A 23,020-nucleotide genomic window follows, 5' to 3' on the forward strand; every position below is an offset into this window, starting at 1 on the left:
TTTGTATTTGGGGGAAGCTATGAAGCGTTTGAGTGTTGTTGCGGCTGCGTTGGTGATCGCCGCCTGTTCGCCTGCCGCCGAGGCGCCGGCGGCCCCTCAAGCCGCTGCGCCGGCCGCGGCGGCGCCCGTCGGTGAGCAAGCCGGCGCCATCCCGCTGACGCGGGAGTTTCTTGTCGGCCGTTGGGGCGACAATGGCGATTGTAACGCTGCGGTCGTGTTCAATGCGGATGGCACCTACCAGATCGGCGGCGCGCCGGGCCGTTGGACGCTTGCCGGCGACATCATCACTATGTCGGGCGCGGCTGGCTCTTTCCCACTGCGCGCGCAGGTGCTGAATCAGAATCAGATCCTGATCGGCAACCCGGACGGCTCGGTCGGCATTTCCCAGCGCTGCTAAGCGGCGCGCTGCACGAAGATCGAACCCGCGCTGTAGCCGGCGCCAAACGAGCAGATGAGGCCGCGGTCGCCGGCCTTGAAATCGTTTGAGTGCAGATGGAACGCGATGATCGAGCCGGCGCCGGCGGTGTTGCCATAGGTGTCGAGCACGGTCGGCGCTTCCTCCTGGCTGGCTTCGTGACCCAACACCCGCTCGGCGATCAGCCGGTTCATGTTTGAATTGGCCTGGTGCAGCCAGAGCCGCTTCAGATCGCTGGGCTTCAGATCAAGCTCGGCCATGTGCTGGAGGATCATCTCCGACACCATCGGCACCACTTCCTTGAACACTTTGCGGCCCTGTTGCGTGATCAGTTTGTCGGGATCATCGCGATGGGCTTCGTCGCCGCGATTGAGGAAGCCGAAATTGTTGCGGATGTTGTTGGAAAAGCGCGTCTGCAGCTTCGACCCTAGGATCGCCCACGCCCCCGGCGGCGCCATATCGGCGCGCTCCACCAGGATCGCCACCGCCGCGTCGCCGAAAATGAAATGCGTATCGCGGTCACGCAAATTCAAATGGCCGGTGCAGAGCTCCGGGTTCACCACCAGCACCGAACGCGCATGGCCGGCGCGAATGATGTCGCTCGCATTTTGGATGGCGAATGTCGCCGATGAACAGGCGACATTCATGTCATAGCCAAAGCCGCCCGCGCCCAAAGCGTTCTGCACTTCGATCGCCAACGCCGGATAAGGCCGTTGCAGCGACGAACACGAGCAGATCACAGCGTCCACGTCCGCCGGATCGCGGCCGGCGCGCTCCAAGGCTTGCTTCGCGGCGGCAACGGAGACTTCGGCTTGCAGCGAGAGCGCCTCGTTCGGCCGCTCGGGAATGATCGGCACCATGCGGTCGACATCGAGCATGCCGTCTTTTTCGAGCACGAAGCGATGCTTGATGCCGGAGGCCTTCTCGATGAATTCCACGCTCGACGGCAACAGCGCCTGCTTCGCGCCAGTGGCGATCGCTGCGGCGTGCTCGGCGTTGAAGCGCTCAACATAGGTGTTGAACGAGGCCACCAATTCGGCGTTCGAAATCGAGAAGGGCGGCGTGTAGAGGCCGGTTGCGGAGATGACGACGGTCAAAGCGCTCTGTCCCCTGGCGCGGCCCCCAGCCGCCTGCGGTCCACGCGGTTAGACCCTGGGGGCAAGTTCCGTCAATCACCCGCCCCAGCGGCAGGGGGTAGAAGCAGCCAATCCGGGGGATCGAGCCTGATTTCCTTGCCGCCGGCGGTCAGCGGCGCCTCGGCCGCCAGCGCCCGGTCGAGCCGGAGCAGGGCCAAAGCCCGGCCGTTCGCGCCCGTCCGCACGCTGCCGAGCTCCGCCGCGCCCGCCAGCACCGGCGTCCCGTAGGCCGGCGGCTCACCTTCGAACACGATCGGGCAGAATTTCTTCCGCGTCGTCGCCCGCCGCTTCATTCGGCTGACGTTCTCCTGGCCGACGAAGCAGCCTTTGTGGAAATCGACGCCGTTCAGCTCATCGAGCAAGGCTTCGAGTGCGAACACCTCATCCGGCCCCGCATCCCGCGCCAAATCCGGCACGCCAAGCGCGATGCGCCGCGCTTCGTACGCTGCCGCGCCATCCGTGATTGTCGTGTCTTTCGCCCCAATCTTGCGCCAGCCCAACGCCGCCAAGCGCGGATCAGCGACGGCGGCCTCAAACGGCGCGTCGTTCACCAGCACGTCGAACTGCGTACTCACATCTTCCAGCTTCGCCTCGGCGCGGAGCTTATACATCGAGAGGCGGCGGAAGAGGTCCTCGCCGCGCGCTGGATCGACATCCAGCAGCACGCCATCCGGGTCGGCCCAAACGAACATATCGGCCAGCACCTTGCCCTGAGGGCTAAGCAGGGCAGCGTAAACCACCGGCGCCTGCTCCAGCCGGTCGAGTTCCTGCGTCAGCACGTTGTTCAGGAATTTGCGCGCATCCGGTCCAGAAATGCGGATCAGGGTGCGGTCGAGGCGGGTGGGGCCGGTCATGGCGACCACTTGGCCCGCCGGCCCAGCCGCTGCAACCCTTCGGCTTGTTGACTTGGCTTTTACGAGGGGCGCCCCTAACCCCCGCATAGCTATGGCCAACGTGCTCTTCCTCGCCCCCGCCGATCTCGGCGAAACCGTGCTCGCCACGGGCGCTTTGGCGCATGAGCTGCACGACGGGGACAAGCTTACTGTCGTCTGCGCCCCCGACGCCGCGCCACTCTTCCGCGCTGCGCCGGGTCTCATCGCGCTGCACCAGACGGAGGGTCTCACGTTATGGCTCAGCCTGATGCGCACACGCTTCGACGTCCTGATCGATGCACGGAACGGCCTGCTCGGGCGCACGCTTGCCGCAGCGCGCCGTCTCACGCTTAAGCCGCCCGAACGCTTGCGCCACCGCGTGGAGGATTGGGCCGAACTCGTCGGCGCCGAACGTGGGCTGGAGCCGAAACTTTGGCTTGATGAAACCGCGCGTCAGCGCGCCGCCGAGATCGCGCCGGACGCCGCGCCGCTCATCATCCTCGCGCCCGGCGGCGTCTCAAGCGCCAAACGCTGGCCGCACGAGCGCTTCGCGGCTGTCGCGCGTCGTCTCGCCACCGGCGCCATCGCCAACGCGCGTGTGCTCAGCATGGGCGCCGCCCCGCGCGACGCGGAGATCACGCGCTTGATCACCTCAAGCCTGGACGCCGACGGCGTACCCGCCACCGATCTCGGCGCGGGCGTTGATCTGCTCGCCGCCGCCGCCCTCATGGAGCGCGCCACGCTTTGCCTTGGCAACGACAATGCGCTGACCCACATCGCCGCCGCCGTCGGCGCGCCGACGCTCACGCTGTTCGGCCCGACGGACGAACGTGTCCGCGCGCCCTATGGCCCGCGTACGCGCACGCTGCGCGGCCGTTCTTTGGAGCAAATCGCCGCGCAGCCGGAGCTAGACGGGCGCGGCGCAATGGAGGATGTCAGCATCGACGCGGTGGAAGCCGCCGCGCTCGATCTGCTGCATGCCGGGGGCTTAAGATGAGCACATTCATGATGCGCCGGCCTGACGATTGGCACGTCCATCTCAGAGACGGGCCGATGCTCGCTGGTGTCGTGAACTTCACCGCCCGGCAATTCGCGCGCGCCATCGTGATGCCCAACCTCAATCCGCCCGTCACCACGGTCGCGGCGGCCGAGGCCTACAGATCGCGCATTCTAGCAGCACTTGAGCCGGGGCTTTCCTTCACGCCGTTGATGACGTGCTATCTGACGGACAATATCGACGCCGGCGAGATCGAGCGCGGGTTCGCCGCTGGCGTCTTCACCGCGTGCAAACTCTATCCCGCGCACGCGACGACCAATTCCAGCCACGGCGTGACGGACATCAAGAATATCCATGCCGCCCTGGAAACGATGCAGCGCATCGGCATGCCGTTGCTGCTGCACGGCGAGGTCACGGATAAGCACGTCGATATCTTCGACCGCGAAGCCGTGTTCATCGATCGCATCTTGTCCAAGCTCGTGCGCGATTTTCCCGCGCTCAAGATCGTGCTTGAGCACATCACCACGGAGGAGGCGGCGAATTTTGTCGCCGAAGGCCCGGCTACGCTCGCGGCGACGATCACGCCGCATCATTTAGACTACAATCGCAACGCCATGTTCGAGGGCGGCATCCGCCCGCACTTTTATTGCCTGCCCGTCGCCAAACGCGAGCATCACCGCTTGGCGCTGCGCAAAGCCGCAATTTCCGGCTCGCCTAAGTTTTTCCTCGGCACCGATTCAGCGCCGCACGCTGTCCACGCCAAGGAGGCGGCTTGCGGCTGCGCCGGCGTCTTCTGTGCGCCGCACGCGCTCGAAAGTTATGCCAAGGTGTTCGACGAAGAAGGCGCGATGGATCGCTTTGAGGCTTTCGCCTCGGAGAACGGCCCGCGTTTCTATGGGCTGCCGCTCAACGAAGAGCGCATCACGCTCGTGCGCGAGGCTCAATCCGTCCCCGACCGGATCAGCGCCGGCGGAACCGAGATTGTGCCGTTCCACGCAGGCGCTACGCTCGCGTGGCGTCTTCAGCCTTCAAACGCCGCGCGATAGAGCGACGCGTCGCTTTCAGTGAAGCAGCAGAAGATCACGCGCGTGAGTGAGGGCGCCTGCGGCAACGCTTGCTCGCACGCCGCAATGGCGATGCCGCAAGCAAAACCGCGCGGCCAACCATAATTGCCGGTGCCGAGGCAGGGAAACGCCATCGATGTGAACGACCGCGCCGCCGCAAGCTCGATCGATTTCATATAACACCGCGCTAGCCCTGCGACCTTCTCACCTTCAGGCCCCGGATTGGTCCAGACTGGTGCGGCTGTGTGGATCACGTATTTGGCGGGGAGCCCGAAGCCCGGCGTTAGCACGGCATCGCCCACATCGAGCGGCGGAAGGGTCGCGGTGTAGCGGGTGAGCTCGGGGCCAGCCGCTTGGCGCAATGCGCCATCGACGCCGCTGCCCGGCATGAGCTGGCGATTGGCGGCGTTGACCACGGCGTCCACCGCCAGGGTCTCGATACGGCCCACCATGATTTCGAACGGCGCACTCATGTCCGCAAGGTTAGCCGCTTTAACCCAAAAAGTCGCGACGGGTTTGGCGACGTCTCCCGTTTGAGAAGCAGCGAGGACATTGCTTACCGGAGAGGGACAGATGCTCCTGAAGAATTTTGCGGCCGTCGCCGCCATCGCCATGGCGACGCTGACCGTTTCGGCCGCGTTTGATTATGCCGACGCCCGTACGCGCCGCGCGCAGGGCCAAGTCGCCACGCAACGTGGTACGTTCACAGGCGCCGCCGAAACCGTACGCGAACGCGGCTCACGCTCGCGCGATAGCAGCGTCACCGGCCCGAACGGCCGTGCCCGCTCGACGCAAGACGACCGCGCTTGGAGCCGCGAGGACGGCACATACACGCGTGATCGCACCGCGACTTACGCCAACGGCTCACAACGCAGCGTCGATACCGACGTGCTGCGCACGGGCGAGGGCACGTATTCCGCCTCGCGCGAAGTCACCGGCCGCAACGGCGAGACCCGTATCCAAACGGGCGAATTCACCGCGACACAAACCGAAACCGGTCGCACCATCAGCGGCGACATCAACACCACGCACGCCGGCCAAGTCGATTATCAGCGCGATGTCAGCCGCCAAGACGGCGTGCGTAGCGTGAATTCCTCAGCCACATTTGAGGACGGCACATCGATCAACCGTTCATCCAGCGCATCCTGTGCGGATGGTTCGTGCTCTTCTTCGGGCGCCGTCACCAACCGGAGCGGCGGCCAAACCAGCTGGGATCAAACCCGCACCCGCACCGAGAACGGCGCCACGCGGTCCCGCGATGTGACCTACGCCGACGGCACGAGCCGCTCAGTCGATCAAGAACGCGTCGGCAATGGCGACGGCACGGGCGTCGTCTCGCGCACCATCACCGGCCGCAACGGCGAAACCCGCACACAAACTGGGGAATATCAGGTCACCCGCGAACCGTAAGTCTTGCCCCGGCGCGCGCCTCCCGCTCCCACACGCGCGCCTTCGAGCGGCCCGGCCCCACCGCCGGGCCGCTTCTTTTTCGCCATGCTTGCGCGCACAATCACGCCCATGGCGGACTTCATGCCCACCTGGGGCCGGCGCGCGCTGACGCCTGGCGAAATCAAACTCGGCCGCACGATGTTCGGCGACGAGATCGATTGGCCGCGTGTGCGCGTGCTCCAAGCGCCGCGCGCGCTGGGATTCGGCGCGATGGTGCCGCGCGGCCATACGATTGTGTTTTCGCGCTGGCGCGCGCGTCGCGACTTCTCGAGCGCTTCGATTGATGAGCAGGGCTGGTTCGTGCACGAACTCACGCACGTCTGGCAGGCCGCAAAAGGCGTCGTGCTCGCCGGCGCCAAATTGCGCGCACTCGGCAAACGCGCCTATCGCTACAAACCGCTGCCGCAGAAACTCGCGAAGTACAACATCGAACGCCAAGCCGAAATCGCGCGTCACCTCTATCTCGCGCGCAACGGCTATCGCGAGCCGGGCATGCCGGAGAGTGCCTGGCTGGAAGATGTGTGGGCTTCGCGCTGATTCCCCTTCTCCGCAAGGGAGAGGGTTCATTTCAAAGTGAATTCGCCCGCGCGCGCGCGCGCCGGCAGCGTTTCGCAAAAATCCGCGACCGCTTCCGCGCCGTGCCGATCGACCATATCCGCCAACGCAGCATAGATCGCCACGGACGCGATCACTTCGGGCTCTGCGCCTTCGGCAAGCGCCGCCTCCCACGCATCAAGGATCAGCGCCAGCGCGCGGCCCTTCTTATCTGGATCATGCTCGGCCATCAGTTGGCGTGCCGTGCGCTCAAGCCCTGCGCCACGCGCAGGCCGCGCGCGCGCAATTCGGCCTCCATCTGCCGTGTGGTCTGATCGCAGGTCGGGAAGCGCGCTTCTTCGTTGCGATAGCCGCGGTTGAAGCCTTCCACGAGCAGGGCGTTGTAGGTCGGCTCACGTTCAATGACGCCGCGCATGTAATCGCGCCATCGCTGATCACCGCGTCCGTCGCACAGGATGCGCAGATAGTGCGCGCCGCCCAGCACCTCGGAGAGCTCAACCAGCTGCCCGCGATACCAATCCTCGCCGCGCACCGGTTCGCCCTGGCGCGGTTGCGCCGGCTGTTGTTGCGCGAAGGCGGGCGCAGCCAGGGCGGCGGCAAGCACGGCTGCGCAAGCAAGAGAACGGAGCTTCATGGGCTTCCCGGTAAAATCCAAACGGGGCGGGAGTATGGAACGAAAACTCAGCCGGCGTTCACCCCGGGCCGACGGCTGGCCCACGGTCTAGCCTGTTCCAATTCATACGCCAGTTCCAAAAGCCGCCGCTCCTGGCCCTTGGCGGCCGAGAAATGCGCCCCGATCGGCAATCCGGCCGCGGACCACGCCAGCGGCACGCTCATCGCCGGCGCGCCGGCCACGTTCTGCAGCGGCGTGTAGCCGACATAATCCGGCAGCGTCTCAAACACGGCGATGCCGCGCGGGCCGCCGATTTGGCCAAGCGGCACCGGCGGCTTGCCCAACACGGGCGTCAGCATCACGTCCACGCTCTCGAACAAAGCCGCGTATTGCGCTTCGATCGCGCGCAGGCGGCCGACGGCGGCGCCAAGCGCCGCTTCGCCTTGCTGTTGTGCATGCCGCGCCAAATCAATCGTCAGCGGCTCAAGCAAATGCTCCAGCGGCACATTCGGCGCTTGGCTTTGCACCATCGCCACAACCTCCGCCGCGCCAGCCGCCCAGAGCAGCGTGAAGTCGTCGCTAAACTGACGGCCATTGATGGCCACACGTTGCTCGCGCACGTGGTGGCCGAGCGAGCGGCAAAGCTCCGCCACGCCTTCAATTGCGGCGCGCACTTCCGGGTCGGGATCGTTGCCAAGCGCGTTCGGAATATCGACGATGATGCGCAGCCTTTGCGTGCTCGGGCCAGACACCAACCCCACGGGAGCAAACGCCGCGCCCGCGCCGGTCTGCTCCGTCGCTGCAATCCAAGCCGCGGTATCGCGCACGCTGATGCTCTCGCAGCCGTTTACGGAGATGTCGATGCCGCTGTCGGGCCGCCCGCCCAATACGCTACGCCCGCGTGACGCCTTGAGGCCGAACAAGCCGTTGCAGGAGGCGGGAATGCGGATCGAGCCGCCGCCATCGCTCGCATGCGCGATCGGTACCACGCGCGCCGCCACCGCCACGGCCGCGCCGCCGGAGGAGCCGCCGGAAGAGCGCGTGACGTCCCACGGATTATGCGTGTCGCCGCTGATCAAGGTTTCGGTCGTCGCCGTCAAACCAAACTCGGGCGTGGTCGATTTGCCGAAGGGCACGAGGCCGGCGGCCAGCAGCGCATCCATGTAGGGCGGCTGCTCGGTCGGCACGAAATTCGCGAACGCGCGGCTGCCGTACTTGGTCGGCTGGCCGACCATCGGCATCAAGTCCTTGATCAGAGTGGGCACGCCCGCAAACGGTCCGCTCAGCCGCGCGGCGGCGCGCGCACGGCCGTAGTCCAACATCGGCGTGGCGATGAAATTCAGCTGCCCATTCACGCGTTCACTACGTGCGATCGCCGCTTCTAGGGCTTCGGCCGCCGTGATCTCGCCAGAGCGAATGCGCGCTGCGACGCCGGTGGCGTCGTGATCACCCAGCGCGTCGGTGTTCGTGGAAGAAGGTGCGGGGGTCTCGCTGCTGGCGCAGCCGGCGACCATGGCGGTCAGCGCGACGGCGTTCGCCATTAAGGCGCGACGTGAAAATCCCATGAGCGTGCTCCCCTTGGCCGTGCTCGTCCCGGCGCGGCTTCGAGGGGACACTTGCCCGTACGGCGCCGACGATCAAGGCTTGCCTCGACGGCAAGCGCGCGTCACGAGAGCGCGATGACCCGGATGCGCGCCGACCTCCTGCTTGTCGCGCGCGGCCTCGCCGAGAGCCGCGCCAAGGCGCGCGCCGCAATTGAAGCGGGTGGGGTGACGGCCAACGGCGCGCCTGTGGATAAGCCGGCCGACCTGATCGCCGAGGACGCCGCGCTCGCACTTATTCCGCCGCACCCGTGGGTGTCTCGCGGCGGCGTGAAATTGGCGGCGGCGCTAGAGGCCTTCGGCATAAATCCCGAGGGCCGCATCTGTCTTGATGTCGGCGCTTCGACCGGCGGCTTCACGCATGTGCTGCTCTCGCGCGGCGCAGCCAAAGTATATGCTGTCGATGTCGGCCAAGGCCAATTGCATGCGAGCTTGCGCGACGATCCGCGCGTCGTGAATCTCGAACGCACCGATGCGCGCACGCTGACGCGTGAACTCATCCCCGAGCCGCCCACGCTTATCGTGTGCGACGCCAGTTTCATCGGCGCCGCCAAAGTGCTCGCCGCGCCACTCGCATTGGCCGCGAAGCATGCGGATCTTGTCACGCTGATCAAACCCCAATTCGAAACCGGCCCCGGCCATGGCGGTTTGCCTAGCGAAGACATCGCCCGCGCCGCGGCGAATACCGCGATCGAAGCGCTCGATGGTCTCAGCGGTTTTCGCATCAAAGGCGTGATGGATTCCCCGATCCGCGGCGGCGACGGGAATCTCGAACTGCTCGCGCACGCGCGCCGCTAAACCCTTCGGACCGCCGGCTTCCAGCCGGCATCTTTGTTCAGATTTGCACGCAAGGTGCAGGATCAAGGACCGTTGCCGGCTGGAAGCCGGCGGTCCGAAGAGCAAAAAATTGACCCCGGCGTTTGCACACCGGGGCCAGTCATTTGTACGAGGGTTCGTACTATGGAGCTTAATAGTCCGGGCGCCACACGCCGTCGGAGCCGCGGCACATCATGACTTGCTCGCGATACTCGCGCCCGTACGGGTCGCGCGTGATTTGTTCGCCCATGCGGCAGTCGCGGTTGTAATCGCCGCGATAGTTCGACTCGCGATACGGGCCGCCATAGAGGCCGCTGTCGTCGCTGGAACGATAGGGGTCGTCCTGATTGTATTGGTAGGATTGGCCGTAATACGGATCGTAGGAGCCTTGCGGGACCTGTCCGCATTGCGCCGAGGTCCGGCCGATCGCGCCACCGGCTGTTGCGCCGACGACCGCACCCAGAAGTGCGCCTTCGCCGCGTACGCCGCGATCCGCGACTTCGCGGCCAAGCAGGGCGCCGGCGATACCGCCGATCAGCGCGCCGGTGACGGTGCGGTTATTGCGAGATTGCTGGCACTGTTGCTGGTTGGCGACGTGCGCATCGTGGTAGGTGGGGTATTGCTGCGCGGCGGCGGGCTGGACTGCGCCCACGAGGGCGACCGCCATGGCCGTTGCGGCGAAGAAAGCTTGACCTCGCATGATGCGCTCCTGTCTGTCGGCCCGGAACAAAGCAGAGGCAACCTGAACGGCGCATGAAGCGAGTGAACCGCATGTCGAGGAGCCGGCCGAACCAGGCCGGGGGCCGTGCGCCGCCTGCGCCCGAGGAGCGAATCCTGGAGGTGACGGCCGTCGGCGCGCGCGGCGACGCCACCGCCGAGGGCGGGGCGGGGCTCATCTATGCGCCGTTCGCGCTGCCTGGGGAGAAAATCCGCGCCCGCGTCATCGGCGACCGCGCCGAGGTGCTGGAAGTGCTGGCGCCCAGCGCCGAGCGCCAAGCGCCGGCATGCCGCCATTTCGGCCGCTGCGGCGGCTGCCAGCTGCAGCATTGGCAAGACGCGCCGTACTTGGAGTGGAAGCGCGCCCAGGTGCAAGACGCGCTCAACAAGCGCGGCTTCGGCGCCGTGCAAGTGGAGCCCACCATCGCGGCCTGGGGCGCAGGCCGGCGTCGCGCCGCCTTTCATGCCGCCCGTTTGGGCGGCCAAGTGCGCATTGGCTTTATCGAACGCGGCGGCGCCAAGCTTACGCCGATCAGCCAATGCCCCGTGCTCGCGCCCCCGCTTGAAGCATTGGCGCTCAAGCTCGCCCCGCTTGCGGAGATGACACTGCCGCAGCGCGGGGAGATCACGATCCATTGCTTGCTCACTGATACTGGCATTGATGTCGCCGTGAAGGGCGCTGGCCGCGCTGAGCTTTTGCATCGCGCCGCCCTGGAAGCGCTCAGCGCCATCGCCAACGATCTCGACCTCGCGCGTCTATCCATCGACGGCGAACCGATCGTCGAACGCAAAAAGCCGCTGCTACGTATGGGCAAGGCGATGGTCGCGCCGCCGCCGGGCGCTTTCCTGCAACCCACCGCCGCTGGCGAAGAGACGCTCGCACGCCTCGCGCTGGACGCCGTCAAGGGTTCGAACCGCGTCATCGATCTCTTTTCGGGAATCGGCACCTTCGCGCTGCGCGCCGCCGAGCATGCGGAAGTCGTCGCCGCCGAAACAGACAACGAAATGCTGATCGCTTTGAAGAAGGCCGCCGACGGCGCGGGCGGCGCGCTGAAAGAGGTGAGCACGCTGCGCCGCGATCTGCTGCGCACGCCGATCTCCGCGCTTGAAATGAAGAAATTCGATGGCGCGATCATCGACCCGCCGCGCTCGGGCGCGCGCCTGCAAGCCGAACAGATCGCCCGCGCGCCGATCCGCAAGCTGGCGTATGTCTCGTGCGATCCGGCTTCATTCGCGCGCGACATCAAAGTGCTGATCGAGCACGGCTTCACGCTCACACACGTCACGCCTGTCGATCAGTTCCGCTGGAGCCCGCACACTGAAGTCGTGGGGGCGTTCGAGCGATGAAAAAGATCACGCTGCTCGATCGCCGCGCAAAGCCGAAAGAGCCGGAGACGATCGCGCCGAATTTCTGGCGCACCAAATCGCTCAAGGAAATGAATAAGGCTGAGTGGGAGGCGCTTTGTGATCGCTGCTCCAAATGCTGCGTCATAAGCTTAGAGGACGCCGATACTGGCGTGCTCTATCGCACCGACGTCTCGTGCAAGCTTTTCGACACCGCCGCCTGCCAATGCAGCAACTACGCCGAGCGGAAGCAATACGTCCCCGATTGCGTGCAGCTCACGCCGAAAAATGTGCCAAAGCTCGATTGGCTGCCTGGCACCTGCGCCTATCGCCTCGTCGCCGAAGGCCGCGACCTCTATTGGTGGCACCCTTTGATCTCGGGCACGTTCGAAAGCGTGCATATCGCCAACGCGTCGGCCAAGAACAAAACCCGCCCCGAAGGCCGGCTGAAAATGGCGGGCCTGATGAAGCGCATCATCAATTGGCCCGAACCTCTGGAGCAACCGCCGAAAGGCTGGCGCAAGGCCAAAACGTCGCCTCGACGCGGCGGCGCGAGCGAATAATATCGCGATCATGAGCTTGATGCGCGACATTGGCCGTGCGCGTTACGCCGCCGCTCAAGGCGCGCGCGTGGCTTGGTATCTCAGCCAGTATCTGCTGGCGCGCCGCATATCCGGGCCGTTCGATCGGCCGGGCGAGCCCAAATTCAAACCGCAAGCCGAGAGCGGTGATCCCGCCCGCATCCGCGCCGCCTTTCTCGATCTCTTCGCCAAGGATCGGGCCAATATCGAAGCGGGGCTCTATCCCGCCCCACAGGACGTGCGCCTTGAGCGCGCCATCAGCGCGCTGCGCAATTCCGCGAATTTCTTCCGCGATCTGCCCAAGGTCGATCAGCGCCGGCTCGAACGCGACGGCACGGAAGTGCGCGAGCAAGCCAAGGGCGAGGGCCGCTACCCGACCTATTATTTGCAGAACTTCCATTACCAGACCGACGGCTGGCTGAGCGCCGACAGCGCCAAGCTTTACGACACACAGGTCGAAATCTTGTTTGGCGGCGCGGCCGACGCGATGCGCCGCATCGCCATGGGTTCACTGGCGCGCGCCATTCGCGGTACGGACCAGCGGCGCGTGAAGCTCATCGACCTCGCCTGCGGTAACGGTCGCTTCCTGCGCCAGATTCTGGCAGCGTATCCGCGCATCAATGCGACCGGGCTGGATCTATCTCCGGCCTATTGCGAGGAGGCGCGCAAGCGGTTGAGCGATTGGCGCCAGGTCGAAGTGATCAATGGCGCGGTGGAGCAGGCGCCGTTTGAAGACGCGAGCTTTGACGCCGCCACCTGCGTCTATCTCTTCCACGAATTGCCGCCGCGCATTCGCCGCGACGCCGCGCGTGAGATTGCCCGTATCGTGAAGCCGGGCGGCGTGTTTGTGCTGGCGGATTCAATTCAGACTGGCGACACTGCCGATCTTGATCAGATGCTCGAATATTTCCCGATCGGCTTTCACGAGCCTTATTATGGGAGCTATCTCAACGAGGATTTCGCCGCGATCTTTGGCGAGCACGGCTTTGACGTGGAGGAGGTCGAGACCGCCTTCCTCACCAAGGTGACGCGTTTCCGGAAGCGCTAAATTCGCCTTTTTCATTCGTGGGCGCCGCTTCCACATAGCTCTCATCGCCGTACCCTGGCTCATGGACCTCTGCGTCGTCGGCGTTCGTCTCGTCGTTGCTCGGCAGCGCGGCGTATAGTTCGGCGATTTCGCGGCGCAGTTCCTCCTCGCTCGGCGCTTGGTATCGGTCGAATTGGAGGGCCTGCTCGTCCGCTGCGCCCACCAGGGTCTGGGGCTCATAATCATAAGAGGTGTAATGCGCCTCTGGCGGCGCAGCACCAGTCCATGCGGCGGGCCGTACTTGGGCTTCCGGGGTCCAATTCTCCGACCACGCCTCGGCCGCGATTTGGAAATAGTTCGGCGTGTCGGCAAGCGCGTCGCGCTCTGCAGACGGAAAGTCAAAACCCCCGGTGATCATCAGATCGGACGCGGCGACAACGCCCACGGCGATGGCGCCAAATACAGCGCAGGCGAGCAGGCGTTCTTTCAAAACGGGGCGATCATCGAGCATGGGCGCGAGCCTCCGCCCGTGTAACCAAGCTGTCGCCCTGGGGTTCCGCGTCGAGCTGCGCGCGGCGTCTACGAGGCCTTGCTCTTCACCGCGTCGTCCGCTTCAAGCGCCCCCGGCTGAACGTCCGGCTTGTCGCCGACGCGCGTCACCCCGCCCGCGAAAGGCTCGTAGGCCGCCAGCACGGTGTCGGGACCGCCGAGGAGAACCTCGGTAGTGAAGCTATAGTCCACGGGTTCCGCCAGCGCAGCGGCGTCTTCTTGCTCCAGTCGAGTGGGCGGCAGCGGGCCTGCGCGCACCACATGCTCGGCGCGCGGAGCGGCCTGCGGAATTTCCATTGCATACGCGACGCCGCCCGGGCTCACATCCGGGCCGCCAGTGACGACGTAATCGACGCCCACGAGCGTGAAGGCAAAGATCGCGGCAAAGACCGCCGAGCTCTTGGTGCGCTCCTGGTTCGCCGGCACGGCCCAGAATGCGCGAGCTTGGCGACGCAATTGCCGGGCGACCGCGCGGGCTCGCACAAGCGGTTTGCGTGGGACGCTGATGCGCTCGAACATGGATTGCTCCGGCGGCTCAAACCGTTTCGGCGCCGTACGCATTTCGCGCGGCGCGTGATTTTTCTTACGCCCATTCGCGCGCCAAGCCAAGAAGCGCGGAATTATGTCCCTGTAACGGTGCGTTCGCTTGGTGGCGAACGCACCGTTTGGGGCTTACTGCGCCGGCGTTTGCGGGAGCGTGTAATCGACCACGGCGCCCGGGCCGAGCGGCAGGTCGACATAGACCCAGGCAAAGGTGAGGCCGACGCCCACGATCAGAATCCACATCGAATAGGGCAGCATCGTCGCCGTCAGGCTGCCCAGGCCGAAATCGGTGCGCCAGCGTTGGCAGAACGTCAGCACGAGCGGGAAATAGACCATGAGCGGGGTGATGATGTTGGTGGCGCCGTCGCCGACGCGATAGGCGGCTGTGGTCATTTCCGGGCTGACGCCCAGCAGCATCATCATCGGCACCAACACCGGCGCCATCAACGCCCATTTTGCGCTGGCCGAGCCCACGAACAGATTGATGAGCGCCGTGAACGCTACGATCAGCACGAGCAGCGCCGGCAGGGGCAAGCCTGAATGCTCAATCGCCGCAGCGCCCTGCACGGCGAAGATGAGGCCGAGGTTCGACCAATTGAACATGGCGACGAAGTGCGCGGCCGCGAACGCAAGCACGAGATAATAGGAGAGGTCGCCCATGGCGCCCGCCATCATCTTCACCGCGTCGCGATGGTTTTTCACCGTGCCGACGGCCGCGCCATAAGCCCAGCCCGCCGCAAGGAAGAGCACGAAGAAGCCCGCCACCAGCGATTGATAGAAGGGCGTCAGTCGCGCCTCGGGGATCGCCGCTTCTTCGTCGATCAGCGGCGTCCCAGGCATGAACACGAACGCGGCCCACAGCGCCACGACCAGCAACGCCGCGAGACCCGCGCGGCCAAGCCCCTTCTTTTCGTCGGCTGTCAGCGGCGCATTGGCGTCACCCAGATTCTGCATGGCTTCGCCGTCCGGGGTTGCGTAGCGTTTCAGGCGCGGCTCGATGATGGCGTCCGTAACGAACCAGATCACCGGCAAGAACACGAACAGCATCGCGGCGATGAAGAACCAATTGCCAGCGATGTTGGCGTCCCAGCCGGGCGCCAATTGCTCGGCGGCGGTTTCCGTGATGCCGAACAGCAGCGCGTCGAGTTGGCCCGGCAACAAATTGGCGGAAAAGCCGCCCGAAACGCCCGCGAACGCCGCTGCAATACCCGCGATCGGATGACGCCCGGCCGCAGCGTACAAAACGCCCGCCAGCGGGATCAGCACCACGTAAGCGGCGTCCGCGGCGAGATTGCCCATCATGCCGACGAACGCCACCGCGGGGGTTAGCAGAAATTTCGGCGCATCCTTCACGCCCGCGCGCATGGCGCTCGCGAACAAGCCCGAGCGCTCGGCAACGCCCGCGCCCAGCATCACCACAAGCACATAGCCCAGCGGGTGGAAGTGCGTGAATGTCGCCGGCATCTCCACCCAGAGGCGGCGGATGTTTTCAGGCGAGAGCATGCTGGCGGCAGTGATGATCACCGGCTGGCCGCTCTCGTCCAATTGCGTGGGATGTTGTGCGGAATAGCCAAACGCCGCCGCGATCGCGGAGCCGGCGATCAAAATGCCGATGAGCCAGAAGAAGATGAAAACCGGATCGGGCAATTTGTTGCCCGCGCGCTCGATCAGGCCAAGAATGCCCTTCTGTCGTTCCTGCGTCGCTTCCGCCATGTCGCTGAACCTCTCCCACAAGCGAGCGCCGTGCGCTCAGCTCTTCTTTGGGGGTAGGAATTGGCGGCAAAACCTGGGGCTGGCAAGCCGGAAGCCCGATTATCGTCCCGTCTGGCCGCGATGGCGCAGCTTCGCGTCCGCCAGCACACAGGCCAGCATGGCCTCCGCCACCGGCGCGGCGCGAATGCCCACGCACGGATCATGGCGGCCCTTGGTCATCACTTCCGTGTTCGCGCCGTCCTTCGTGATCGACAGGCGCGGCGTAAGTATGGACGAGGTGGGCTTGATCGCGATACGCGCGACGATCGGCTGGCCGGTCGAGATGCCGCCGAGCACGCCGCCAGCGCGGTTCGAGAGAAAGATTGGCGTTCCATCATTGCCCGCGCGCATTTCGTCGGCGTTTTCAACGCCAGTGAGCTCCGCAGCTTCAAAGCCCGCGCCAATCTCGACGCCCTTCACCGCGTTGATGCTCATCATCGCGCCGGCGATCTCGGCGTCGATTTTGCCATAGATCGGGGCGCCCCAGCCGGCGGGCACGCCCGTCGCTTCGACCTCGAGAACTGCGCCGACCGAATTGCCGTCCTTGCGGGTCGCATCGAGCAGGGCTTCCCATTGTTTCGCGGCTTCCGCGTCGGGCGACCAGAAAGGATTGTTTTCGACCTCGTTCCAATCCCAGCGCGTGCGGTCGATCTTCACCTTGCCGATCTGCACCAGCGCCGCGCGGATGACGACCTCATCGCCGAGGATGCGCCGCGCCACCGCCCCGGCAGCCACGCGCGCCGCTGTTTCGCGCGCGGACGATCTGCCGCCGCCGCGATAATCGCGCACGCCGTATTTCGCATCATACACATAGTCCGCGTGGCCCGGCCGATAGGTGTCGCGAATGTCGCCGTAATCCTTGCTGCGTTGATCGGTGTTTTCGATCAGCAGCGAGATCGGCGTGCCAGTCGTGACGGGGCCTTCGGTGCGATCATCTTCGAACACGCCGGAGAGGATTTTCACTTCGTCCGCTTCTTGGCGCTGCGTCACGAAGCGGCTGGTGCCGGGTTTGCGTCGGTTCAGCCAGTATTGAATGTCCGCAACCGACAAGGGCAGCCCGGGCGGGCAGCCATCGATCACGCAGCCCAGCGCCGGCCCGTGGCTTTCGCCCCAGGTGGTGACGCGGAAAAGGTGGCCAAACGTGTTGTGGGACATCGTGTCCCGTCAGTGACACAAGCCGCTTGCGCGGGCAACGCTGCTCACTTCGCCGGCGCGAGCCGCATGCCTAATTCCGCGCTGTCACGCACAAACCAAACATTTTGACCCCGATTGGATTCGCGTACGAAATCCGCCAGCGGCTCAGACGCTTCGACATGCGCGCTGATGTCGCCCAGGATCGCCACGCGCAACCGGTAATTCATGAATTTCTGGATGAAATGGCCGGCCTTGCGCGTGCTGAGCTGGAAGAAATCCGAACTCAGCCGCTCCGCCGGAATGGCGACAAACCGCGCATCCGAACTCAGCGCCTCGGCGATCAAATCGGTCGCGTCGCGCTCGCTCTCGAGCGCCGCGCCGCGATGGCTGATTTCGGCGACCCGTTCGCCGTGCAAGGAATAAACAATCATAATGGTCTCATGAGGCCCAAGCGGGGCCGGTCGCTGTGCTAGCCAAATCGGGAGCCGGCAGATTTGTTCAAGTCACAAGCATGATAGCTGCCGAATTTCCGAGCCCCTGTGGCCCAGAGGATGCAGCCGGTCGCGCGTCTGGATGCGGATGTGCTATGCGCTCGCGCTGGAGCCGCCGCCTTGTCCAACGATCTGATCCCGCCCTCGCCAAAATACGATCCCGCCGCCCAGCCGCCCCCGGACGATGCGGCGCTGTTCGCGGAGGGCGAGCCGCTTGAGCTCTTCGGCCGTTGGTTCAAGGACGCCAAGGAGAAGGAGCCCAACGACCCGAACGCCATGGCGCTCGCCACCGCCGACGCCTCAGGCTTTCCTGACGTGCGCATGGTCCTGCTCAAGGATTTCGACGCCCGCGGCTTTGCCTTCTACTCCAACGCCGAAAGCGCCAAAGGCCGCCAACTTGAAGCGAACCCGCGCGCGGCGGTGGTCTTTCACTGGAAGAGCTTGCGCCGCCAAGTTCGCGTGCGCGGTCTGATTGAACGCGTGCCGGCGGAGGAGGCGGACGCCTACTTCCAGAGTCGCGACCGCGGCGCCCGTCTCGGCGCGTGGGCCAGCCAACAATCGCGCCCACTCGAAGATCGCCTCGCGCTTGAAAAGCGCATCGCCGAGTTCGCCGCCAAGTACGGCCTGGGCGAGGTGCCGCGTCCGGAGCATTGGGGCGGTTACCGGCTCATTCCGCTGGCGATCGAGTTTTGGCGGGACCGGCCGTTTCGCTTGCACGATCGGCTCGTGTTCACGCGTGACGCCGCGCACAGCGCCTGGTCAAAATCTCGCCTCTACCCTTAACGCTTCTTTCAACGCCACGCGCCGAGTTTGAGTCTTGGTGGGGACTCAAGGAGGCGCATTGGTGCGGGCGTTCGATCGTGCGGTAGCGGCGCTTGCGCTGAGGGCGATGCCGACGAAACCGCCGGCGCATGAGAAGCGCCTCGTGCCCGCCCTTGACGACGCACGCCAAGCCCAACTCGACCGCGCCGCCATCTCGCAGCAACGCGCCGCGCTCATCGCCTCGCTCTGGCCCGAACCCACGCGCCAATGCATCGCCCCGCCCGTCTTCATGCAATTCGCCGCACCGGCGACCTTCGGCCTGATCTTTCGCTTCGGCGCGCCGCAGCGGGTCGATGCGCGCGCCTTGCAGGCCCGTCTCGACGCGGCCTTTGGCGCGGCAAAAGCGCCGCCAGCGGCAGAAACCGCCAAGGCGGCCTGACGCCGCGTTTGCCTTGTCCGCGTCGGCTTGCTTTATTTGCCTCCAAACAGAAGTGTAGGGAGGCGTGACGGCAATGCTCGGGCTCATGCAGGACTGGCCGCTGACGGTCGATCGTATCCTCGACCATGCGAAGGCCAATTTCCCACGCCGCGAGGTGGTCACGCGCAGCGTCGAAGGCCCGATCTCCCGTACAACCTACGCGAACATCTGGCGTCGGGCCAAGCAAGTCACCAACGCGCTGCAGGAGCGCGGCGTGGGTCTTGGCGACCGTGTCGCGACCTTGGCCTGGAACACCGAACGTCACATCGAGGCCTGGTACGGCGCCATGGGCATGGGCGCGATCCTGCACACCGTGAACCCGCGTCTTTTCCCAGAGCAGATCGCCTGGATCATCAACCACGCCGAGGACAAGATCCTCTTCTTCGACACGACCTTCACCCCCATCGTGGAGAAAATCGCGCCGCTGCTGAAAACGGTGCAAACCTATGTCGCGTTCACAGATCGCGAGCACACGCCGAAATCCTCGGTGACTCATTTCGTCGCGTATGAGGATTTCATCCACGGCCACGCCCAGGAGGCGGCTTGGGGCGGCTTCGACGAGCATACGGCCGCGGGCCTCTGCTACACCTCGGGCACCACGGGCGATCCGAAGGGCGTCCTCTACTCGCACCGCTCCAACGTGCTGCACGCGATGGCGGCCAACCAGACCGATGTGTTCGGCTGCGGCGCAAGCGACGTGGTCATGCCAATCGTGCCCATGTTCCACGCCAACGCCTGGGCGATTTCCTTCGTCGGTCCGATGTGTGGCGCAAAGCTCGTCATGCCCGGGGCAAAGCTTGACGGGCCGAGCGTGTATGAATTGCTCGAGACGGAGGGCGTCACCTTCACCGCCGCCGTGCCAACGGTTTGGCTCGGCTTGCTGGCCTTCCTGCGCGAGAACAATCTGAGGCCGACCACACTGAAGCGCGTCGTCATTGGCGGGTCCGCAGTGCCGGAAGCGGTGCTGCGCGCCTTCGAGGAAGATTACGGCATCGAAGTGCTGCATGGTTGGGGCATGACCGAGATGAGCCCGATGGGCTCTGTCGGCAAATTGCTGCCTGAGCACGCCGCCATGGATCACGAAGCGCAGATTAAGACCAAGCTGAAGCAAGGCCGTCCGCCCTTTACCGTCGAGATGAAAATCGTCGACGACGACGGCAAGCTGAAGCCGCACGACGGCAAGGCGTTTGGACGCTTGCTCGTGCGCGGTCCTTCTATCGCGCGCGCCTATTTCAAGAATGCCGGCGCCAAGAACGAGAAGGGCGAGTGCCTGGAGCCGTGCGGCTTCTTCGATACGGGCGATGTCGCCACCATCGATGAGCTCGGCATCATGCAGATCACCGATCGCGCCAAGGACGTCATCAAGTCCGGTGGCGAATGGATCAGTTCGATCGATATCGAAAACATCGCGGTCGGCGCCGAGGGCGTGGCGAACGCGGCCGTGATCGGCGTGCTGCATCCGAAATGGGACGAGCGTCCGCTGCTGATCATCGAGCCGAAGCCCGGCGCGCAGCCGACGCGCGAGCAATTGCTCGCGTTCCTGGAAGGCAAAATCGCCAAATGGTGGACGCCGGACGATGTCGTGTTTGTGGAGAAAATTCCGCTCGGCGCCACCGGCAAGATCAACAAGCTGGCGCTGCGTGAGACGTTCAAGGACTACAAGCTCCCGAGCGCCCAAGCGGCCGAGTAAGAAAAAAACGGCGCCGATCGCTCGGCGCCGTTCCTTACCTTCGCGGCGGGCATTGCTGCCTTTTGCTCAGGTTTGAAGTTAACGGCTGAGCCGCGCATTCGTTCCCAACAAAAGCGAAGGTTCCTAGGTCCTTTCGCCTAGCGCGCCTTGGCGATTTTCGGCGTTCCGAGCGTGGCGCATGTTTTGCAGCAGGGAGGCTGCAATGCGCTACCAAATCGAGTTTCTCCGCCGGCCCAGCGATGAGGAGTCCGTGTGCCTCACGCGCGAACCGGAAGCGCACGATCTTCGATTGGCTGAGTTCCAAGCGCAGGCGTGGTCTGAACAGGCGCAGACGGCGCACGGCGCGCGCGCTTGGCAAATCCGCGATCTCAGCAAGAACGGTCGTATCGTCAGCGTCGAATTGTTCGACGACGCCGCGCCGCGCGTCCACTAGGCGCGCTTCAGCCAATATTCGTTATCGACACAAGGCGGGCCTTCCGTCGCCACGCGGCCCAGCTCCACCAGGCGGATCATGTGCGCCAGCACCGAATGGCACGCCGCCGGATGCAATCGCTTGTCCACGTCGGCGTACATCTCGTTGACCATATCCTTGATCAGGCGCTTGCCGCTTTCGAGCTGCGCCAGCACCTGCGCCTCGCGCGCCAAGCGATGCGCCAAATACGCTTCGACGAACGGCCGCACCTCGCGCACCGGCGGGCCGTGGGTGGGCCACAGCGTATCGTAATTGCGGTCGCGCACTTTCTCGAGGCTCGCGAAATACGCGCTCATGTCGCCATCGGGCGGACCAATCACCGTTGTCGACCAACCCATGATGTGATCGCCGGGAAAGAGGGCGTTCTCTTCGAGCAACGCATACGCCATGTGGTTCGACGTATGGCCGGGCGTCGAAACCGCTTCAATCGTCCAACCCGGACCGCTGAAACGATCGCCGTCGCTCACATCAAGGTCTGGCGTGAAGATGTGATCATCGCCAGCCTCCAAGCGCAATTCATCGCAATCGCTCGGCTTGGGCGGCTCCGTGCTTGCATACACTTTCGCGCCCGTGGCGCGCGCCAGCGGATGTGCGGCGGGGCTGTGGTCCATGTGGCGATGCGTGACGAAGATATGCGTGACGCGTTCGCCCTCAACGGCGCGCAATAAGGCTTCGATGTGCTCGGGTTTATCAGGGCCAGGGTCGATGATCGCCACATCGCCGCGGCCGATGATGTAAACGCCCGTGCCCAAATAGGTGAAGGGGCCGGGATTGTTGGCCACCAAGCGCCGGATCAGCGGGCTAACTTGCTGCGGCTCTTCGTAGGTGAATTCCATCTCGCGGACAAAAGGGATCTTGGCCGCCATGTATGCATCACCTCAATTGCCAGCGCCCCGCACAAATTCGCGGAACGCCTTGGATAACCTACGCGTAGCTACGATCTTGTCCGGCAAGTTCAAGCCGATCGGCGGGCCCATATCCGTCTTGTTCGCATCGACGATATAGAGCTTGCCGTCAGTTCGGTCGCGGAGCACGTCCACGCCGCCCCATTCCAAACCGATCTCGCGCGTAAACGCGGAAATCTGCTCGAGTTCTTCGGCCGTGAACATTTCCTCCGGAGTGCGTAACTGCACGTCCACGTTCGTATTGAGGAAGCGCTTGGTTACTTCGCGGCGCTTGATGAACACCACGACCGGCTTGCCGCCGACGGTCGAGGTGCGCAGGTCCTCCACAAGATTGAGGTCCGACGGCATCCGGTTGTCGACCACACGCTGGTAAACCCGCCCCGGCACGGGCGTGGTGGGACATTGCACGATGCGGCCGTCATGCGCCGCATTGATCTCAGATTTCTCGACCGCGAGTCCGGAATATTGGAGCGGATCGACCGCTAATTCATTGCCGAAGGCGGCTTTGCAGGCGCGGGCGACGTTCGTTTTTGAGACATCGCGGCAGCCGAAATTCACCAATTTCACGCCTGGCTTCAGTTTGGCGGGCGGATCGTTGGGGCTGTAAGTCGCGTCTTCGAAATGCATCACCACGTCGGCGTCGGCGGCCTCCTTGGCGAGTTTGGCGCCCGCGGCGCGCGAAACAGCCCAAATCAGATACCAGGGACGTGCGCGCTCCGGCGCGAAGAAGATTTTGAAGCGCGGCTGCATCGGTTCGATGCGCTGGGCGGCGAAGAAATAGCGAAACCACGCCGTAACCTGCGCGATCACAGAGGGTGAATAGGGTACGAGTGCGCCCGTCTTGCGCACCTTCAAGCCGGTTAACCCGAACTCGAAGTCCTTCAGCCAAACCTTGCCGGAGGTCTGGAAGACGCGTGGCGTGGCGTCGGTCACGCGCGCGGCCCGTGCTTTGCTTGGACGGGCGCTATGGAAGCAGCCATCGCCTTGTGCCTGTTCGCATTAGATCGCGTGCGCACTGTGCTGCTCGCCCTGTCCCTGATCGTATTGATGAAACTTG

At 64.7% G+C, this 23,020-nt stretch carries 27 protein-coding genes; 13 read left to right on the forward strand and 14 right to left on the reverse strand.

Annotated features, from left to right (window positions below):
• The first annotated feature begins 19 nt into the window (after window positions 1-19).
• Window positions 20-397, forward strand: coding sequence for a hypothetical protein (locus VF769_RS12355; protein ID WP_331008719.1), 378 nt, complete (start codon window positions 20-22; stop codon window positions 395-397).
• On the opposite strand, the gene VF769_RS12360 is transcribed toward VF769_RS12355, so the two are convergent.
• Window positions 394-1,512: a beta-ketoacyl-ACP synthase III gene (locus VF769_RS12360; protein ID WP_331008720.1), complete on the reverse strand. Its 1,119-nt coding sequence runs from the start codon at window positions 1,510-1,512 to the stop codon at window positions 394-396. The genes VF769_RS12355 and VF769_RS12360 overlap by 4 nt on opposite strands.
• A gap of 71 nt (window positions 1,513-1,583) precedes the next feature.
• Window positions 1,584-2,405, reverse strand: a complete 822-nt coding sequence (locus VF769_RS12365; RefSeq protein ID WP_331008721.1) for a hypothetical protein — start codon at window positions 2,403-2,405, stop codon at window positions 1,584-1,586.
• Window positions 2,406-2,496: 91 nt separating this feature from the next.
• On the opposite strand from VF769_RS12365, the gene VF769_RS12370 reads away from it, so the two are divergent.
• Both VF769_RS12370 and pyrC read left to right on the forward strand, forming a co-directional pair.
• Window positions 2,497-3,420 carry a glycosyltransferase family 9 protein gene (locus VF769_RS12370; protein WP_331008722.1) on the forward strand — a complete coding sequence of 308 codons (924 nt, stop codon included), beginning with the start codon at window positions 2,497-2,499 and terminating at the stop codon, window positions 3,418-3,420.
• On the forward strand, window positions 3,417-4,466 hold the full coding sequence (gene pyrC / locus VF769_RS12375; RefSeq protein WP_331008723.1) for a dihydroorotase: 1,050 nt from the start codon (window positions 3,417-3,419) through the stop codon (window positions 4,464-4,466). The genes VF769_RS12370 and pyrC overlap by 4 nt, the downstream gene beginning before the upstream one ends.
• On the opposite strand, the gene VF769_RS12380 is transcribed toward pyrC, so the two are convergent.
• Entirely contained in the window at window positions 4,442-4,957 is a 516-nt protein-coding gene (locus VF769_RS12380; RefSeq protein ID WP_331008724.1) for a macro domain-containing protein, read from the reverse strand. The two genes, pyrC and VF769_RS12380, sit on opposite strands and share 25 nt — an antisense overlap.
• A 100-nt stretch (window positions 4,958-5,057) precedes the next feature.
• Between VF769_RS12380 and VF769_RS12385 the strand changes: the two genes are divergently transcribed.
• Together VF769_RS12385 and VF769_RS12390 are read left to right on the forward strand one after the other, a co-directional pair.
• Window positions 5,058-5,894 (forward strand): hypothetical protein, encoded by an 837-nt coding sequence (locus VF769_RS12385; RefSeq protein WP_331008725.1) that lies wholly within the window; start codon window positions 5,058-5,060, stop codon window positions 5,892-5,894.
• 120 nt (window positions 5,895-6,014) lie between these two features.
• A complete protein-coding gene (locus VF769_RS12390) occupies window positions 6,015-6,470 on the forward strand; it encodes a hypothetical protein (protein WP_331008726.1) in 456 nt (151 codons plus the stop codon).
• A gap of 26 nt (window positions 6,471-6,496) precedes the next feature.
• Here VF769_RS12390 and VF769_RS12395 read toward each other — a convergent pair whose 3' ends face one another.
• Genes VF769_RS12395 through VF769_RS12405 form a run of 3 tightly spaced genes read right to left on the reverse strand, consistent with a single transcriptional unit; the run spans window position 6,497 to window position 8,666 of the window.
• A complete protein-coding gene (locus VF769_RS12395) occupies window positions 6,497-6,718 on the reverse strand; it encodes a hypothetical protein (RefSeq protein ID WP_331008727.1) in 222 nt (73 codons plus the stop codon).
• A complete protein-coding gene (locus VF769_RS12400) occupies window positions 6,718-7,122 on the reverse strand; it encodes a TIGR02301 family protein (protein ID WP_331008728.1) in 405 nt (134 codons plus the stop codon). Before VF769_RS12400 ends, VF769_RS12395 begins: the two co-directional genes overlap by 1 nt.
• 47 nt (window positions 7,123-7,169) lie before the next feature.
• A complete protein-coding gene (locus VF769_RS12405; RefSeq protein WP_331008729.1) occupies window positions 7,170-8,666 on the reverse strand; it encodes an amidase in 1,497 nt (498 codons plus the stop codon).
• A 114-nt stretch (window positions 8,667-8,780) separates the two neighbouring features.
• Here VF769_RS12405 and VF769_RS12410 point away from each other — a divergent pair, with 114 nt between their 5' ends.
• Window positions 8,781-9,500, forward strand: coding sequence for a TlyA family RNA methyltransferase (locus tag VF769_RS12410; protein ID WP_331008730.1), 720 nt, complete (start codon window positions 8,781-8,783; stop codon window positions 9,498-9,500).
• Between the two features lie 169 nt (window positions 9,501-9,669).
• Here VF769_RS12410 and VF769_RS12415 read toward each other — a convergent pair whose 3' ends face one another.
• Window positions 9,670-10,218, reverse strand: a complete 549-nt coding sequence (locus VF769_RS12415) for a YMGG-like glycine zipper-containing protein (RefSeq protein ID WP_331008731.1) — start codon at window positions 10,216-10,218, stop codon at window positions 9,670-9,672.
• 53 nt (window positions 10,219-10,271) lie between these two features.
• Between VF769_RS12415 and VF769_RS12420 the strand changes: the two genes are divergently transcribed.
• The 3 genes from VF769_RS12420 to VF769_RS12430 are packed head-to-tail and all read left to right on the forward strand — an operon-like array spanning window position 10,272 to window position 13,208.
• Complete coding sequence (locus tag VF769_RS12420; RefSeq protein ID WP_331008732.1) at window positions 10,272-11,582, forward strand: hypothetical protein; 1,311 nt, start codon at window positions 10,272-10,274, stop codon at window positions 11,580-11,582.
• Window positions 11,579-12,142: a YcgN family cysteine cluster protein gene (locus VF769_RS12425; RefSeq protein WP_331008733.1), complete on the forward strand. Its 564-nt coding sequence runs from the start codon at window positions 11,579-11,581 to the stop codon at window positions 12,140-12,142. The genes VF769_RS12420 and VF769_RS12425 overlap by 4 nt, the downstream gene beginning before the upstream one ends.
• Window positions 12,143-12,152: 10 nt before the next feature.
• The gene (locus tag VF769_RS12430; RefSeq protein ID WP_331008734.1) at window positions 12,153-13,208 is read left to right on the forward strand and encodes a class I SAM-dependent methyltransferase; all 1,056 of its coding nucleotides are present in this window, start codon (window positions 12,153-12,155) and stop codon (window positions 13,206-13,208) included.
• On the opposite strand, the gene VF769_RS12435 is transcribed toward VF769_RS12430, so the two are convergent.
• From VF769_RS12435 to VF769_RS12455, 5 genes are all read right to left on the reverse strand, one after another.
• Complete coding sequence (locus VF769_RS12435) at window positions 13,177-13,698, reverse strand: hypothetical protein (protein ID WP_331008735.1); 522 nt, start codon at window positions 13,696-13,698, stop codon at window positions 13,177-13,179. The two genes, VF769_RS12430 and VF769_RS12435, sit on opposite strands and share 32 nt — an antisense overlap.
• A gap of 68 nt (window positions 13,699-13,766) precedes the next feature.
• The gene (locus VF769_RS12440; RefSeq protein WP_331008736.1) at window positions 13,767-14,255 is read right to left on the reverse strand and encodes a hypothetical protein; all 489 of its coding nucleotides are present in this window, start codon (window positions 14,253-14,255) and stop codon (window positions 13,767-13,769) included.
• 153 nt (window positions 14,256-14,408) lie between these two features.
• On the reverse strand, window positions 14,409-15,992 hold the full coding sequence (locus tag VF769_RS12445) for an AbgT family transporter (RefSeq protein ID WP_331008737.1): 1,584 nt from the start codon (window positions 15,990-15,992) through the stop codon (window positions 14,409-14,411).
• A gap of 99 nt (window positions 15,993-16,091) precedes the next feature.
• Window positions 16,092-17,186 carry a chorismate synthase gene (gene aroC, locus VF769_RS12450; RefSeq protein ID WP_331008738.1) on the reverse strand — a complete coding sequence of 365 codons (1,095 nt, stop codon included), beginning with the start codon at window positions 17,184-17,186 and terminating at the stop codon, window positions 16,092-16,094.
• 44 nt (window positions 17,187-17,230) lie between these two features.
• Window positions 17,231-17,596, reverse strand: coding sequence for a DUF4180 domain-containing protein (locus tag VF769_RS12455; protein ID WP_331008739.1), 366 nt, complete (start codon window positions 17,594-17,596; stop codon window positions 17,231-17,233).
• A gap of 180 nt (window positions 17,597-17,776) precedes the next feature.
• Between VF769_RS12455 and pdxH the strand changes: the two genes are divergently transcribed.
• The 4 genes from pdxH (at window position 17,777) to VF769_RS12475 (ending at window position 21,019) form a co-directional block, all read left to right on the forward strand.
• A complete protein-coding gene (gene pdxH, locus VF769_RS12460; RefSeq protein ID WP_331008740.1) occupies window positions 17,777-18,439 on the forward strand; it encodes a pyridoxamine 5'-phosphate oxidase in 663 nt (220 codons plus the stop codon).
• A 61-nt stretch (window positions 18,440-18,500) separates the two neighbouring features.
• Window positions 18,501-18,857 carry a hypothetical protein gene (locus VF769_RS12465; RefSeq protein WP_331008741.1) on the forward strand — a complete coding sequence of 119 codons (357 nt, stop codon included), beginning with the start codon at window positions 18,501-18,503 and terminating at the stop codon, window positions 18,855-18,857.
• A 73-nt stretch (window positions 18,858-18,930) separates the two neighbouring features.
• Complete coding sequence (locus VF769_RS12470) at window positions 18,931-20,586, forward strand: long-chain-fatty-acid--CoA ligase (RefSeq protein ID WP_331008742.1); 1,656 nt, start codon at window positions 18,931-18,933, stop codon at window positions 20,584-20,586.
• Window positions 20,587-20,788: 202 nt separating this feature from the next.
• Complete coding sequence (locus VF769_RS12475) at window positions 20,789-21,019, forward strand: hypothetical protein (protein WP_331008743.1); 231 nt, start codon at window positions 20,789-20,791, stop codon at window positions 21,017-21,019.
• Here VF769_RS12475 and VF769_RS12480 read toward each other — a convergent pair.
• Both VF769_RS12480 and VF769_RS12485 read right to left on the reverse strand, forming a co-directional pair.
• Window positions 21,016-21,924, reverse strand: a complete 909-nt coding sequence (locus VF769_RS12480) for an MBL fold metallo-hydrolase (RefSeq protein WP_331008744.1) — start codon at window positions 21,922-21,924, stop codon at window positions 21,016-21,018. The two genes, VF769_RS12475 and VF769_RS12480, sit on opposite strands and share 4 nt — an antisense overlap.
• Window positions 21,925-21,936: 12 nt before the next feature.
• A complete protein-coding gene (locus VF769_RS12485; protein ID WP_331008745.1) occupies window positions 21,937-22,896 on the reverse strand; it encodes a hypothetical protein in 960 nt (319 codons plus the stop codon).
• Between the last annotated feature and the right edge of the window lie 124 nt (window positions 22,897-23,020).

The sequence above is a fragment of the Vitreimonas sp. genome (genome assembly GCF_036392335.1).
Lineage (GTDB): Bacteria > Pseudomonadota > Alphaproteobacteria > Caulobacterales > Aquidulcibacteraceae > Vitreimonas.